The organism is Pseudomonas sp. RW409 (genome assembly GCF_003184125.1).
Taxonomy (GTDB): domain Bacteria; phylum Pseudomonadota; class Gammaproteobacteria; order Pseudomonadales; family Pseudomonadaceae; genus Aquipseudomonas; species Aquipseudomonas chlororaphis_I.
This window is the reverse complement of record NZ_QHHP01000021.1, coordinates 899,751-914,144: the sequence shown is the minus strand read 5'-3', so window position 1 is coordinate 914,144 and position 14,394 is coordinate 899,751. Positions and strand designations below refer to the sequence as shown.

The window sequence follows — 14,394 nt, the reverse complement described above, 5'->3', positions numbered from 1 at the left end:
TCTCAGGGTTTGGCCGATTTTCCCAAGGCCTTGGCCACCAGCTGTTCATAGAGTTCGGCGTAGGGCTCCACCGCCTTGCACCAGTTGAAGGGCGCGGCCATGGCCCGGCAGCGCATGGCGTTGAGCAACTGCGGATAGGCGAACACCTTGAAGGCGCGGCTCAGGGCCTCTTCGTAGCTGGCCACCGTGGACTCGTCGAACAGAAAGCCGGTGACGCCGTTCTCGATGGTGTCGGCCAGGCCGCCGGTATTGCGCGCCACCGGCAACGAACCGAAGCGCTGGGCGTACATCTGGCTCAGGCCGCAGGGCTCGTAGCGCGAAGGCATCAGCAGGAAGTCGCTGCCGGCGAACATGCGGCGGGCGTCGGTTTCGTTGAAGCCGATATTCACCCCGATGCGCCCGGGGAAACGCGCAGCCAGGGCGCGCATGGCCTGTTCTTCTTCCGGTTCGCCGCGACCGATAATGGCGATCTGGCCGCCGGACTTGACGATGTACTCGGCCACGCCTTCGGTGAGGTCCAGGCCTTTCTGGTAGACCAGGCGCGAGACCACGGCGAACAGCGGACCGCTGCCGGGGTCGAGGCCGAACATCCGCCGCACATGGGCGGCATTGGCGGCCTTGCCTTGCCAGTCGCCGATGGCGAAGGGCGTGGACAGGTGCGGATCGGTGGCGGCGTCCCAGCTTTCGTCGATACCGTTGGGGATGCCGCTGAGCAGGCCTTGCTGGGTCTTGCTGGCGAGGAAACCGTCAAGCCCGCAGCCGAAGGCCGGGGTGGTGATTTCCTGGGCATAGGTGGCGCTGACGGTGGTGATGTGGCTGGCGTAGGCCATGCCGGCCTTGAGGAACGACAGCTTGCCGTAGAACTCCATGCCTTCCTGTTGCAGGGCGTGTTCGGGGATGCCCAGCTCCGGGCAGGAGGCCAGGCTGACCACGCCCTGGTACGCCAGGTTGTGGATGGTGAACAGGGTCGGCGTGCGTTGCCCGCGCCAGTGCATATAGGCCGGCGCCAGCCCGGCGGGCCAGTCATGGGCGTGCACCAGGTCCGGGCACCAGTGGATCTGCGCCAGGTTGGCGGCGATGTCGGCGGCGGCCAGGCCCAGGCGGGCAAAGCGAATATGGTTGTCCGGCCAGTCGCGGCCGTTGTTGGCGCCGTAGGGCGTGCCTTCGCGCTCATAGAGTTCGGGGCAGATCAGCACATAGATCACCAGGCCGTCGGGCATGTCCATGCGCCCGATCTTGCAGGCCGGCAGGGCCGCGTGGCCGCCCAGCTCGCCAATGATATGAATCGGGTTTTCGCTGTGCATCACCTGCCGGTAGCCGGGGATCAGCAGGCGTACATCGTGCAGGTGCGCCATGGCGCGGGGCAGGGCCGCCGAGACGTCGCCCAGGCCGCCGGTCTTGACCAGGTCGGCGATTTCCGAGGTGACGAACAGGACCTTCTTGCGATTGGGGTTGTGGTGGATCAAGGGCAGTGACGTCTTGCCACCTGGGGCGAGAATCGATGTGGAGGCCGTCTCACCGGCCAGCGGCAGAGGATGCTTTCCCTGGGTTTGCAATACGGCACTGGTCATCTGTTTCTCCCGTTTTATTGATCTGTTCCTGGCATCTGCCGGCGGTGTCAAAAGGCCAATCCGGTGGCCGGGCACAAAAACGTTGCACATGCGAAAGCCGAACGCAGCCTCATGCGTCGACGCAAAGAGGGTGAAGGGGCCGTTGCAAGGATTGCACCAGTCGCGAAGGCCCTACCTTTAACCTGACCCAAGGCGTGAGCCAAAAGTTTCGACTTTATTTCCTTGGGGGTGACTGTCCGGTCACTTTTTGAATTCCAGTCTAGGACAGAAGTTAGAGCGCGGGCATGACGATTAGGTTTTCTCGGGGCGAAGGTTGCGCTGCCCTGGAATAAAGCCGACGAAAGGCAGTCTCGCGCACCGGCCGGGGGCGAGGCTTTTTGGCACGGGCGCGAAAACGGTGAGGGGGATGCAAGCAGGCGGTGCGGGGAAAAACCGCCCGCGCCCGATGATGGTGCAGGGCAGTGCCGGCGCAATGCCCGAGGTGGTTTCAGCCCAGCTGACGGATCGGCTGGCCGGCGGCCCAGGCCTGGATGTCCTCGATCATCTGGGTGAAGAACTGTCGGTAGTTCTGCTGGCTGACATAACCGACATGGGGCGTGGCCAGCACATTGGGCAGGCGGCGCAACGGATGGTCGAGGGGTAGCGGCTCCTGCTCGAACACATCCAGCGCCGCGCCGGCCAGGCGCCCGCGTTCGAGGGCGCTGATCAGCGCCGCTTCATCGACGATCGGCCCACGGGCGGTATTGACCAGCAGCGCCGAGGGTTTCATCCAGGCCAGCGCCTGGGCGTCCACCAGGCCGCGGCTGCGCTCGCTGAGCACCAGGTGCACCGAGAGCACGTCGGCCTGTTCGAACAACTGCTGCTTGTTCACGTAGGTCACGCCGGCCGCCGCGGCCCGCTCGGCGGTGAGGTTCTCGCTCCAGGCGATCACCCGCATGCCGAACACCTGGCCGAACTGCGCCACCCGCTGGCCGATGCTGCCCAGGCCGAGAATGCCCAGGGTCTTGCCGTGCAGGTCGCCGCCCAGCCCCTGTTGCCAGAGGCCGGCGCGCAGGGCGCTGGCTTCGCTGAGCAGGTTGCGGGTCTGGGCCATGATCAGCGCCCAGGTCAGCTCCGGCGCCGCGTGCTTGTAACTGTCGGTGCCGCACACCTGGATGCCCAGGCTGGCCGCGGCGGCGAGGTCGATGGCGGCATTGCGCATGCCGCCGGTGAGCAGCAGCTTGAGCCGCGGCAGGCTGCGCAGCAGGGCCGCGTCGAAACGGCTGCGCTCGCGCATCACGCAGATCACCTCGAACGGCGCCAGGCGCTCGCTCATGGCGGCGGTGTCACTGGGGTAGTCATGGATAAAGCTGACCTGGCCAATGCCCGACAGCAGCGACCAGTCGACGACGTCACGGGCGACGTCCTGCCAATCATCGATTACCGCGATCTGCACACTCATGAAGGCTCCAGGGGAAAACGCATCAATGTGACGCCAGCCAGCCCAGCAGGGCCTGGTGGAATTGCGCCGGTTCTTCCATCTGCGGGGCGTGGCCCAGGCCCGGGAACTCGATCAGGGTCGAGTGCGGGATAAGCCCGGCCACCTGCTTGCCCAGCACCTGGTAGTTGCCGATCCGCGCCTTGACCGCCGGCGGCGCGATGTCGCTGCCGATTGCCGTGGTGTCGGCGGTGCCGATCAACAGCAGGGTCGGCATCTTCAGGTCCTTGAACTCGTAGTACACCGGCTGGGTGAAGATCATGTCGTAAATCAGCGCCGAGTTCCACGCCACCCGCGTGTGCCCAGGCCCCTGGTTGAGGCCGGCGAGCATGTCCACCCAGCGCTCGAATTCCGGCTTCCAGCGGCCGCCGTAATAGGTGCTGCGCTCATAGTTGCGGATACCCTCGGCCGACAGCTTGAGCTCGCGGGCGTACCACTGGTCGACGCTGCGGTAGGGCACGCCGAGGGCCTTCCAGTCTTCCAGGCCGATCGGGTTGACCAGCGCCAGTTGTTGCACCTGCTCGGGGTATTGCAAGGCATAGCGGGTAGCCAGCATGCCGCCGGTGGAATGGCCCAGCAGGCTGACCTGCTGGATGCCCAGCCGGTCCAGCAACTGCCGGGTGTTCTGCGCCAGCTGCTGGAAGCTGTATTGATAGTGCTCGGGCTTGCTGGAGGTGCAGAAGCCGATCTGGTCCGCGGCTATGACCCGGTAGCCGGCGTCGCTCAAGGCCTTGATCGAACTGTCCCAGGTCGCGCCGCAGAAATTCTTGCCGTGCATCAGCAACACGCTGTGGCCGTTGGGCGTGCCCTTGGCCGGTACGTCCATATAGCCCATCTGCAGGGCCTGGCCCTGGGACTCGAAGGCAAAGTGCTGCAGCGGGTAGGGATAGTCGAAGCCTTGCAGCTCGGGACCGTAGGTCGGGCCTTCGGCGGCGAGGGCGGGCAGGGCGGCGGTCAGCAGCAGGCCGGGCAGCCAGCGGCTGAGGCTGCAGCGGGTGGGGCTTAGGGACATACATGACCTCCGAGAGCAATGGGGCGATCCTGGAGCGGCGCGATTAGCGCGACATTAATAAGCAGAGGCCATCGCCAGGGCGAAACGTTCCCTTCGTGGTCATGCTTATGAGCCCGGAGGCTGGCCCCGTCAGCTCAACCGACCCAGCCGAGGGTCATCCAGGCGAGCACGCCATAACGCGCACCCTTGGCCAGGGTGACGACCAGCAGGAAGCGTTTGAGCGGTTCGCCCATGACTCCGGCCACCAGGGTCAGCGGGTCGCCGATGATCGGCAGCCAGCTCAGCAGCAGGGACCAATGGCCATAGCGCTGGTAATGGTTGCGGGCGGTTTGCAGGTGGCGTGGGCCGACGGGGAACCAGCGGCGGTCCTTGTAGCGTTCCAGGCGCTGGCCCAGCCACCAGTTCACCAGGGAGCCGAGGACATTGCCGAGGGTGGCCACGGCCAGCAGCAACCACAGGTTGAACTGGCCGTTGAGCAGCAGGCCCACCAGCACGGCTTCGGATTGCAGTGGCAGCAGGGTGGCGGCGCCGAAGGCCGCCAGGAACAGGCCGAGGCAGGCGGTGAGGATCAATGGGCCGGGTAGTCCGCGACCACCACGTCCTTGCCGTCCTTGGTCAGGCCGATGACCTGGTAGGCATCGGCGGGCATGCCGTCCATTTCCATGCCGGGCGAACCCATGGGCATGCCGGGGGCGGCGACGCCGAGCAGGTCGTCGCGTTTGCTCAGGGCCAGCACCTGGTCGGCCGGCACATGGCCTTCGACGAATTTGCCGTTGATCACCGCGGTGTGGCAGGACGCCAGGCGCGGGGCCACGCCCAGGCGCTGCTTGACTTCGCTCATATTGCTTTCGACATGGTCGTTGACCTTGAAGCCGTTGGCTTGCAGGTGCTCGATCCATTTCTTGCAGCAGCCGCAGTTGGCGTCGCGGTGCACGTCGATGGGGATCAGGTCGGCGGCCTGGGCCAGGGAGCCGACGAGCAGGGCAGACAGGGCTGCCAGGCGCAGAGTGTTGTGCATAGGGAGTCTCTTGATCATCAGGGCGCCTCGGGGGCGCGGTCTTGGGCCGACAGGGTGGCGTATTTTGCTACTTTTCTCGAGCGCGGCGCGGCGCTTGTGTTTCAACGTTATACCAAGCGCTTGTCGTCCGGGCGCCGCGGTTTGTCTGGTGCTGCGCGTTATCGTTCATCGCGGGCAAGCCTCGCTCCTACACAAGCATGTGCATTCTCTGTAGGCGCGAGGCTTGCCCACGATGGGGGCGCCGCGGTTTGTCTGGCACTGCGCGTTATCGTTTATCGCGAGCAAGCTTCGCTCCTACACAAGCATGTGCATTCTCTGTAGGCGCGAGGCTTGCCCGCGATAGCGGTCGCATCATTTCCGTGTTCATTCGGGAGCCGGGCTCAGGATGCCGAGCATGGCCACCAGGCCGACAATCAGCAGGGCCGCCGCCAGTTCCAGGAGCATGCTGCGGCGCAAGGCGGGCAGGGCCGCCTGGGGCGAGGCCTGGTGCAGCGCCTGTTCCAGCTGCGGAACCAGATGGAAGCGGTTCAACGCGGCGAACACCAGCATGCTGGCGAACACCGCCACCTTCAGGCTAAGGAGCAGGCCGTAGGTGCTGGCGCTCAACGTTGCCAGGTCCGGGCCGACGATCAGCAGGTAATTGAGCACCCCGCTGAGGCTCAGGCTGACCACGATCAGCGTGCCCAGGCTGGCAAACCCCTTCAGGGCATCGAGCAGGTGGCCTGCCTGCTGTTCGCCTTCGCAGGCGCCACGGCGCAGCAGCAGGGCGAAAGCCGCCAGCGCCCCCAGCCAGGCGCCGGCGCCCAGTAAATGCAGGATGTCGCTACCCAGGTGCAGGTAACGCTGGCCACCTTCGCTCATCGCCCCGTGACCGCCCCAGGCCAGGCTGGCCAGGGCGGTCGCCGTGCACAGAATCAGGCCGTAGAGGGTGAACCTCGGCCAGCCACTGCTGAACAGAAGCAGCACGCCCGCCAGCAGCAACGCCGCCAGGCGCAGCAGCCAGCTTTGGCCGACATCGGTTTCCAGCACCAGCACGGGCACCAGCGCCGGGTCCAGTTCGGCCAGGCTGGTGGCGCCACTCATCGACAGCGCCAGTTGCAGCAGCGCGGCGCCCGACAGCAGCGCGCCCAGCACCAGGGTGCTCGCCAAAGGCCGGCGAAAACGCCGGCGGCTCTGCGCGCCACGCAGCCCGTAAAGGCCGAACAGTGCCAGGCCGAACAGCAGCATCAGGTCGAGGTACAGGGCAAAACGCAGGGCGACGTTGATGAGTTCGCCCATGGCTCAGTTGACTTCGAAGGTCAGGTTGCCGGTGATCGGATGGGTGTCGGCGGACACCGCCCGCCACTCGACTTTGTAGCTGCCCTTCGGTAGCGGGGTGGCGGGGCTGATGATCATGCTTTTCGGATCGCTGCCGCCGGCCACGCTGGCCTTGACCGGCATCGGTGCGTGGCTCATCCCGGGCATGCCGGTCATCAGCAGTCGGGCCCCGGAGAATTTGGTGGTGAGGGGTTCCGAGAATTGCAGCTCGATCTTCGCCGGTGCCGCGCCCTTGGCGCCTTCGGCCGGGGTCGAGGCCAGCAGCTTGGGGTGCGCCTGGGCGACGCCGGCGAGGGACAAGCCGGCACCGAAAGTGACGGCAATGGCGAGATGCTTGAGGTAGGACATGCAAGGCTCCAGGCGGCATTGGCCGCGTGATGTTTTTAGTTATCTATTGAAGGGCGGTCAGAACCACAGGCGCACACCGAGCACCAGGCGGGCTTCGCTGCTGTCTTCGCCTTCTTCACGGGCGTAGTCCGCGGTCTTGCCGTAGCTGCGGCTCCAGGTCACGCCGACGTAGGGCGCGAACTGGCGGTGCAGCTCGTAGCGCAGGCGCAGGCCGGCCTCCAGCGAGGAGAGCCCCGAGCCGATGCCGCGTTGCGGGTCGTTCTTGCCGTACAGGCTGACCTCCGCGTTGGGCTGCAGGATCAGGCGGTTGGTCAGCAGGATGTCGTATTCGGCCTGGAGCCCCAGGGCACTCTGGCCGCCTTCGCCGAGGTAGGCGGTGGCCTGGCTTTCGAAGTTGTACAGGGCCATGCCTTGCAGCCCGAGGGCGGCCCAGGTCTGTGGCGCGCCGGGTTTGAAGTCCTGGCGCACACCGCTGACCACATCCCACCAGGGGCCGATGGCATGGCCCCAGAGCGCTTCGACCTGGGCGTTTTCGGTCCGGCCGTTAGTGCGCTCGCCCTCGCTGCGCAGCCACAGCCGGTCGATGTCGCCGCCGATCCAGCCGTTCATTTCCCAGGCCAGGGCACTGCCGTCATCGGCGTCCTGGTATTCCAGGCGGTCGACCAGCCACAGCGAGTTGATCGCCTTGTCGTGTACGCCATGGCCGGCCACCGGCGGGAAAGCCGCGCGGCGGTCGGCGTCGGTGAGTGCCGGGATCGGTGTGCGGCTTTGGCTGGGCGCCGCGGGTTCCATGGTCTGCAAGGGTTCGCCGTCCATGCCGGTCATCTGGCTGTGGTCCATGCCCGGCATCGGGTTGCCTGGCATGGAGGAGGCCGGCATGGACGAATGATCCATATTCGAGTGATCCATGCTTTCGGCGGCTTGCAGGGGGCCGGCGCTGAGGCCGAGCAGGGTGGCGAACAGGGTCAAGGCGTTTTTCGGCATCATGCGGCGCTCCCGGCTTCGTCCACTCGTACTTCGCGAAACATGCCCATCTCCATGTGGAACAGCAGGTGGCAGTGATAGGCCCAGCGCCCCAGGGCATCGGCGGTCACCCGGTAACTGCGCTTGCTGCCCGGCGGCATGTCGATCGTGTGCTTGCGCACCAGGAAGCGCCCCTGTTCGTCTTCCAGGTCGCTCCACATGCCGTGCAGGTGGATGGGGTGGGTCATCATGGTGTCGTTGACCAGGGTGATGCGTACCCGCTCGCCATAGGTCAGGCGCAGGGGCTCGGCGTCGCTGAACTTGATGCCGTCGAACGACCAGGCAAATTTCTCCATGTGCCCGGTCAGGTGCAATTCGATGGTGCGGCTCGGTTCGCGCCCGTCCGGGTCTTCGAAGGTGCTGCGCAGGTCGGCGTAGGTCAGCACCCGGCGCCCGTTATTGCGCAGGCCGATGCCCGGGTCGGCGAGTTTCGGCGTCGGGCTCATGGTCTGCATGTCCACCAGCGGGTTGCCGTCTTCCGAGGCCGGGTGGCTTTGCATGGCGCCACCCATGGCGCCGTGGTCCATGCCCGACATGCCTGACATGCCGCTGTGGTCCATGCCAGCCATGCTGCCGTGATCCATGCCCATGTCGGCCATGCTGATCAGCGGCCGCGGGTCGAGTGGCGGGACGGGCGCGCTCAGCCCCGGACGCTGGCTCAGGGTGCCGCGGGCGTAGCCGCTGCGGTCCATGGCCTGGGCGAACAGGGTGTAGGCTTCCTGCGAGCCGGGCTCGACCAGCACGTCGTAGGTTTCCGCCACGGCGATGCGCAGCTCATCGACGCTGACCGGCTGCACGTATTGGCCGTCGGCGGCGACCACGGTCATCTTCAGGCCGGGAATGCGCAGGTCGAAGTAGCTCATGGCCGAGCCGTTGATCAGGCGCAGGCGCAGCTTTTCGCCGGGCTTGAACAGCCCGGTCCAGTTGCCGCCGGGGCTCTGGCCGTTGATCAGGTAGGTGTAGGTATAGCCGCTGACGTCCGCCAGGTCGGTGGGGGTCATTTTCATCTGCGCCCACATCTTGCGATCGGCGAGGGTGGCCGCCCAGCCGTCGCGGCTGACGTCCTCGATAAAGTCACCGACCGTGCGCTTGTGGAAGTTGTAGTAGCCGGGCTGCTTTTTCAGGATGTGCATCAGCCGTTCGGGCGCCTCGTCGCTCCAGTCGCTGAGCATCACCACGTAGTCGCGGTCGTACTGGAAGGGTTCCGGCTCGCGGGCCTCGATCACCAGTGGCCCGTAGACCCCGGCCTGCTCCTGCAACCCCGAGTGGCTGTGGTACCAGTAGGTGCCGTTCTGCCGGACCTTGAAGCGGTATTCGTAGAGGCCGTCGGGGGCGATGCCGTGGAAGCTCAGGCCCGGCACGCCGTCCATGTTGGCCGGCAGGATCAGGCCGTGCCAGTGGATCGAGGTGTCCTCCTTGAGGCGGTTGCGCACCCGGATGGTCACGGTGTCGCCCTCGCGCCAGCGCAGCAGCGGGCCGGGCAGGCCGCCGTTGATGGTCATCGCGGTGCGCGAGGTGCCGCTGTAGTTGACCTGGGATTCACCGATGAACAGGTCGAACTGCTGGCCGCTGAGGGCGGGCAGCTGGCCGTCCGCGCTGCGTGCCCAGAGCGGCTGTTGCCACAGCCCGGTGCCGGCCAGTACGCCACCGGCGGCCAGGCCCTTGATAAAACTGCGTCGTGTGGGTTTTACATGCATGCCCCAAGGCTCCCTCGATCCTGCTGGTCAGGTATGAGACGACCTTAAGCGGCGCGGCCTGTCAGAAAACTGAGGTGAAGATTACAGATTTGTCAGCCAGCGCGGCGCCACCCGTTGCCGGATCAGTGGGCGATCTTTTCCAGGTTGCGCTTGAGGTTGACCATGGCCAGTTGGGACAAGTGCTCGATACGCGGGCGCAGGCTGACCAGGTTGAGGTCGGAGCAGTAATGCAGGGTGCGCTTGAACAGGGTTCCATCCCCGTATTTGCACAACTGATAGTGGATCGAGCCGTCTGCTGGCGGAGAACTGAAGACGATCTTGAACTCCTTGGGAAATACCGCGACCAGTACCCGGCAACTCATGTGGATCTGCAGGCCGAGCAGATCGATGGTTTTGCTGAAGCGATGCCCCGCCGGCAACGAGCCAGCCAGGCCGGTGTCGGCGCGCAGGGAAGCGGGATGCCACTCGTGCCAGCGATCCGGCTGAGTCACGTAGTAGTAGACGGTATCGATCGGCGCGTCGATGTAGAGCTCATGGAAGATGAGCTCGTCCAAAAGGTGCTGCTGACGTTGTTCCATGATGCACCTCCTTGCAGTAGGAGCATCAAATATAGTTGCCCGCGCGCCTGCCATGGAGGCGCGCAAATCAGCCGTTCAGCGGATTTCGAGGTAGCTCGTCAAGAGGGCGATGCAAGGCTTTTCCCGTTGTAAAGGAAGGGCGTCATGCACAGTCGGGTCGTTGCGCAGCAATGTCGTGGAAGATCCCTGCAAGATGGCGTCATGAAGGCTCTTAAGAATACTTGGTCACAACTAACCATTCGGTACATTAATGCCCATAAGTTGTCGCTTAGTTGTCATGAGCTGGATTGTTAAACAATTGTTTCAGCTAGCAAAACCGTGGCTTCCAGGCATTTGTATCGGAAATGTACAAAAATTGTAAAAAGCCGAAATATTTATTGGAGAGGTGCTCTGGCGCGCCGATACTCACGGGCATCGTTTCCCTCAATCAGGCTTTTCAGACGCTTATTAGTTGAACTTGCGCAACCCTCTAGTTGGCTGTGCAAGTGGATATAAGGCTATGGAAAAACCCGTACACAGGAGTCTTTTATGACAATTGGATATGTCGGCGGCTGGACCAGCAAAGCCGGTCTGCTGGTGCAGGACACTGGCACCCGGGGCAAGCCGGTCAGCCAGAGCGTCAAGGTCAAGCAGATGCTGGCCCTGGTCGGCCAGAACCCGCTGGCGCTGAACGTGTTCAAGATGGACGAAATGAAGCTGCACAAGCAGATCAAGGGGTTCGATCCGGAGAACGTCAGCGCCAAGCAACTGGGCAACATGAGCACCTTCCTCAAGCAGAAGGGCCTGATCAGCGACGTGACGGCGATGACCCTGCTCAACGCCGGCGACAAGTTCGACCGCTTCGGCGTGCAGTCCGACCCGGATGCCAAGTTCAACGCCCTGGAGTACTTCGCGATCCAGCTGGACAACATCCAGACCAACAACCTCAAGGGCAACAAGTACGCCAGCTACCTGATCCCCGAGTACAAGAAAGCCATCTACGTGCTGCAGAACCTGCAAAGCTACGGCAAGGGCAACGGCACCACGGTGACCGACAAGAATCACTCCGCCAAGGCGTGAGGCGACCAACAAAGGCCCTCGACCGATCAACCGGTCGAGGGCCTTTTTTGTGGCCGGCCGTCTATCGGTCGAGCAGGGCCATCACCGCTTGCGGGTAACGCTCGCCGGCGGTGGCGTCGGGGCTGAAGATCCGCTCCAGGGCCAGCAGTTCATCGGCGCTGAGGTGGACCTGCAGCGCGGCGACGTTCTCTTCCAGGTACTTGCGTTGCTTGGTGCCCGGAATCGGGATCAGGTAATCACCCTGCGCCAGCACCCAAGCCAGGGCCAGTTGCCCGGTGGTGATGCCCTTGGCCACCGCGAGTTGCTTGACCTGTTCCACCAGCAGCAGGTTCTTGGTGAAGTTCTCGCCCTGGAAGCGTGGGCTGAAACGCCGGTAGTCGTCGGCGGCGAAATCTTCCGGGCTCTTCAGGGCGCCGGTGAGAAAGCCTCGCCCCAGTGGGCTGTAGGGCACAAAGGCGATGCCCAGGCGTTGGCAGGCCGCAAGGCAGCCGTTGTCTTCCTGGTCGCGGCTCCACAACGAATATTCGCTTTGCAGGGCGCTGATCGGATGCACCTTGTGGGCCCGCTCCAGCGTTGCCGCCGAGGCTTCGCTGAGGCCCAGGTAGCGAACCTTGCCGGCCTGTACCAGCTCGGCCATGGCGCCGACGGTTTCCTCGATGGCCACGTCCGGGTCGATGCGGTGCTGGTAATACAGGTCCAGGGTTTCCACGCCCAGGCGCTGCAGGGTGCCGTCGATCGCCTGGCGAATGTAGTCGGGGCGGCCGTTCACTCCGCGCGCCGCCGGGTCGCCCGGGTCGCGGACGATGCCGAATTTGCTGGCCAGGAACACCTGGTCGCGTTTGCCGCGGATCGCCTGGCCGATCAGGATTTCGTTGCTGTGGGGCCCGTACATGTCGGCGGTGTCCAGCAGGTTGATCCCCAGCTCCAGGGCGCGATGCAAGGTGGCGGTGGCCTCCCTGGTATCAGTGCCGGTGGTGTAGAAGTCGGTCATGCCCATGCAGCCAAGGCCGATGGCGGACACCTGCGGGCCGTTCTTGCCCAGTTGACGGGTTTGCATAGGAGAAGCTCCGTTGGATGGTGTGGCGGCCATTGTTCTCCTCGACAAAAACAAGATAAACCGGCTAAAAGCGCTATCACTATTCGTTATTTCTAAATAATCCGTGACAGGCCAAGCCAATGGACCGTTTTAACGCCATGCGTGTGTTCACCCGTATCGTCGACCTCGGCGGTTTCGCCAAGGCCGCCGACAGCCTGCAGATGCCCCGGGCTTCGGTGACGGTGCTGATCAAGCAGTTGGAGGCGCATCTGGGCGTGCAACTGCTGTTGCGCACCACCCGCCAGGTCACGCCGACCCTGGACGGTGCTGCCTACTACCAGCGCTGCGTGCGGCTGCTGGCCGACCTCGAGGAAACCGAAGCGGTGTTTTCCGTGGCGCGGCACAACCCGCGCGGCACCTTGCGCATCGACATGCCGGCGGGGATCGGGCGGCTGGTGGTGATCCCGGCGCTGCCAGCGTTCTCCGAGCGTTATCCGTTGATCGACCTGGAAATCGGCCTCAACGACCGGCCGGTGGACCTGATCCGCGAAGGGGTGGACTGTGTGTTGCGCGGTGGCCTGTGCCTCGACGATTCACTGGTGGCCCGGCCGTTGCTGGCGCTGGAGCAGGTGACGTGCGCCAGTCCCGCTTACCTGCGCCAGCGCGGTGTGCCGCAGAGCCTGGACGACCTGGCCGGGCATCAGATGATCGAATACTTCTCTAGCGTCAGCGGCAAGCGTTATGGCCTGGAGTTCGAGGTGCAGGGCCAGGTGCTGTTGCCGGAGCTGCCCAAGCAGGTGTCGGTCAACAGCGCCGATGGTTACCTGGCCGCCTGCGAGGCGGGCTACGGGCTGGTGCAGACACCTTATTACCATGTCGCCCAGCAGTTGGCCGAAGGTCGGCTGATCGAGGTGCTCCGGCACATCCCGCCACCCAGGATGCCGTTGAGCGCGCTGTACCCGCCGCACCGGCACCTGTCGACGCGGGTCAGGGTGTTCGTCGACTGGCTGGTGGAACTGTTCGCCCAGCCGGGGATTCACAACACCCGGCTGGCGTAGCTCGACAGTAAAGACAGACGCCCGCGGCGAGGCGGGCGTCGGGCAATTTCGTGGTGGGGTTACAAGGGGGAAATACTGGCGGGCTGGGTGACTTAGCGAGGGTAGTGGTAGCCGGGGCCGCCGTCGTAATGGCGGTGATGCCAGCCGTCGTGAGGGAAGATGATGCAGCCGGACAGGGTCAGCATCGCCAGCAGGGGAATCAGCCAGGTGATTCGACGGAACATCGTGCAGTCCTCAAAGGGCTCTTGGGGTTTTAACCGCCGCGATGCAGCGAAAACTTTTCGGCGGCTGTAACATGAGACCCCGTTTGCCCGCGCCCATCCCCGATTCTCGGTAGGCGTTTGGCATCTGTTTCGATACAGAATCGATACATTTTCAGGCGGCATTTTCAGGCCGCACCTTTACAGGTTCAGGAACCCGCAATGACCCAGAAGCAACGCTTGATCTATTCGATTGTGATTTCCCTGGTGGTACTGGGAATCATGCTTGGCCTTTCTTACCTGCAGAACGCCGGGATGATCACCGAGAAAATGTTCCAGTACATCGCCATTGGCGTGGCGGTGACCGTGGTCGTGATCAATGGCGTGATGCGGCGCAAGGTGAAGCCTTGAGAGACACCCCCCGACGGCCTCAGTCGCGGCCGTCGAGTATGGCTTCAGCCTGTTGATGCAGGCTGAAGCTCTTGTCTGCATTGAGGGTGATCACGCCTTCGCTGCACAGCCGCTTCAACACCTCGCGCACGCTGAGGAACGACAGCGGGATATCCAGCTCCAGCAAATGACTGTGAATGCCACGCACCCCCAGGGCGCGCTGGTTTTCGGCTGCCTGCAGCAAGGCATCGATGACTTTCAGGCGAATCAGGCTGGTGCGCAGGCCGAAGCTCTTGAGCAGGTGCCTGATGCGTTCGTTGCGGTTGCGCTCGGCTTGCTTGCCGAAGACACCGGCGCCGGCGTTCAGGGAGGACGCGGGTTGTGCGGTGTGGCCATCCGTTGGCAGTTGCGGGTCGTACATGCAAAAACTCCTTTTCAGAGCCTGATCAGGAAAATGACGGGTGCTCTCATATAACTAGACGAATGAGCCGCGCAAATCATGAGGAATCAGATGTAGAAAATTTGTCAGACCTTTGTCGTCGCCAGGTCGGCGGGCGATCCGCGCCTGGCGCCGAGCCGCTAAATTTTCCGTGGCGGTTTCGTCTGTAAG

The 14,394-nt window shown here is 64.1% G+C and carries 16 protein-coding genes; 3 read left to right on the top strand and 13 right to left on the bottom strand.

Annotated elements, in window-relative coordinates:
• Positions 1 to 2 precede the first annotated feature (2 nt).
• From glgA to DK261_RS12885, 10 genes are all read right to left on the bottom strand, one after another.
• Positions 3 to 1,571, bottom strand: a complete 1,569-nt coding sequence (glgA, locus tag DK261_RS12930) for a glycogen synthase GlgA (RefSeq protein ID WP_053268952.1) — start codon at positions 1,569 to 1,571, stop codon at positions 3 to 5.
• 487 nt (positions 1,572 to 2,058) lie between these two features.
• The gene (locus DK261_RS12925; RefSeq protein WP_016704751.1) at positions 2,059 to 3,012 is read right to left on the bottom strand and encodes a D-2-hydroxyacid dehydrogenase family protein; all 954 of its coding nucleotides are present in this window, start codon (positions 3,010 to 3,012) and stop codon (positions 2,059 to 2,061) included.
• Between the two features lie 22 nt (positions 3,013 to 3,034).
• The gene (locus tag DK261_RS12920) at positions 3,035 to 4,060 is read right to left on the bottom strand and encodes an alpha/beta fold hydrolase (RefSeq protein ID WP_110175810.1); all 1,026 of its coding nucleotides are present in this window, start codon (positions 4,058 to 4,060) and stop codon (positions 3,035 to 3,037) included.
• 134 nt (positions 4,061 to 4,194) lie between these two features.
• Positions 4,195 to 4,632, bottom strand: a complete 438-nt coding sequence (locus DK261_RS12915) for a YqaA family protein (protein ID WP_016704753.1) — start codon at positions 4,630 to 4,632, stop codon at positions 4,195 to 4,197.
• Positions 4,629 to 5,078: a DUF411 domain-containing protein gene (locus DK261_RS12910; RefSeq protein ID WP_016704754.1), complete on the bottom strand. Its 450-nt coding sequence runs from the start codon at positions 5,076 to 5,078 to the stop codon at positions 4,629 to 4,631. Before DK261_RS12910 ends, DK261_RS12915 begins: the two co-directional genes overlap by 4 nt.
• Before the next feature lie 363 nt (positions 5,079 to 5,441).
• Entirely contained in the window at positions 5,442 to 6,356 is a 915-nt protein-coding gene (gene copD, locus DK261_RS12905) for a copper homeostasis membrane protein CopD (protein WP_110175809.1), read from the bottom strand.
• Positions 6,357 to 6,359: 3 nt separating this feature from the next.
• Complete coding sequence (gene copC / locus DK261_RS12900) at positions 6,360 to 6,743, bottom strand: copper homeostasis periplasmic binding protein CopC (RefSeq protein WP_038579289.1); 384 nt, start codon at positions 6,741 to 6,743, stop codon at positions 6,360 to 6,362.
• Between the two features lie 57 nt (positions 6,744 to 6,800).
• A complete protein-coding gene (locus DK261_RS12895; RefSeq protein ID WP_110175808.1) occupies positions 6,801 to 7,730 on the bottom strand; it encodes a copper resistance protein B in 930 nt (309 codons plus the stop codon).
• Positions 7,727 to 9,463: a copper resistance system multicopper oxidase gene (locus DK261_RS12890; RefSeq protein WP_110175807.1), complete on the bottom strand. Its 1,737-nt coding sequence runs from the start codon at positions 9,461 to 9,463 to the stop codon at positions 7,727 to 7,729. The genes DK261_RS12895 and DK261_RS12890 overlap by 4 nt, the downstream gene beginning before the upstream one ends.
• Before the next feature lie 122 nt (positions 9,464 to 9,585).
• Positions 9,586 to 10,041, bottom strand: a complete 456-nt coding sequence (locus tag DK261_RS12885) for an SRPBCC family protein (protein WP_009048832.1) — start codon at positions 10,039 to 10,041, stop codon at positions 9,586 to 9,588.
• Positions 10,042 to 10,569: 528 nt separating this feature from the next.
• Between DK261_RS12885 and DK261_RS12880 the strand changes: the two genes are divergently transcribed.
• Positions 10,570 to 11,100 (top strand): hypothetical protein, encoded by a 531-nt coding sequence (locus DK261_RS12880; RefSeq protein ID WP_009048833.1) that lies wholly within the window; start codon positions 10,570 to 10,572, stop codon positions 11,098 to 11,100.
• Positions 11,101 to 11,161: 61 nt separating this feature from the next.
• On the opposite strand, the gene DK261_RS12875 is transcribed toward DK261_RS12880, so the two are convergent.
• The gene (locus DK261_RS12875; protein ID WP_009048834.1) at positions 11,162 to 12,157 is read right to left on the bottom strand and encodes an aldo/keto reductase; all 996 of its coding nucleotides are present in this window, start codon (positions 12,155 to 12,157) and stop codon (positions 11,162 to 11,164) included.
• 119 nt (positions 12,158 to 12,276) lie between these two features.
• Here DK261_RS12875 and DK261_RS12870 point away from each other — a divergent pair, with 119 nt between their 5' ends.
• On the top strand, positions 12,277 to 13,194 hold the full coding sequence (locus DK261_RS12870; RefSeq protein WP_009048835.1) for a LysR family transcriptional regulator: 918 nt from the start codon (positions 12,277 to 12,279) through the stop codon (positions 13,192 to 13,194).
• Between the two features lie 92 nt (positions 13,195 to 13,286).
• Here the strand turns inward: DK261_RS12870 and DK261_RS33540 are convergent, their stop codons facing one another.
• Positions 13,287 to 13,418 (bottom strand): hypothetical protein, encoded by a 132-nt coding sequence (locus DK261_RS33540; protein ID WP_009048836.1) that lies wholly within the window; start codon positions 13,416 to 13,418, stop codon positions 13,287 to 13,289.
• A 198-nt stretch (positions 13,419 to 13,616) separates the two neighbouring features.
• Here DK261_RS33540 and DK261_RS12865 point away from each other — a divergent pair, with 198 nt between their 5' ends.
• A complete protein-coding gene (locus DK261_RS12865) occupies positions 13,617 to 13,805 on the top strand; it encodes a hypothetical protein (RefSeq protein WP_007928588.1) in 189 nt (62 codons plus the stop codon).
• A gap of 19 nt (positions 13,806 to 13,824) precedes the next feature.
• Here DK261_RS12865 and DK261_RS12860 read toward each other — a convergent pair whose 3' ends face one another.
• Positions 13,825 to 14,205: a hypothetical protein gene (locus DK261_RS12860; RefSeq protein ID WP_009048837.1), complete on the bottom strand. Its 381-nt coding sequence runs from the start codon at positions 14,203 to 14,205 to the stop codon at positions 13,825 to 13,827.
• Between the last annotated feature and the right edge of the window lie 189 nt (positions 14,206 to 14,394).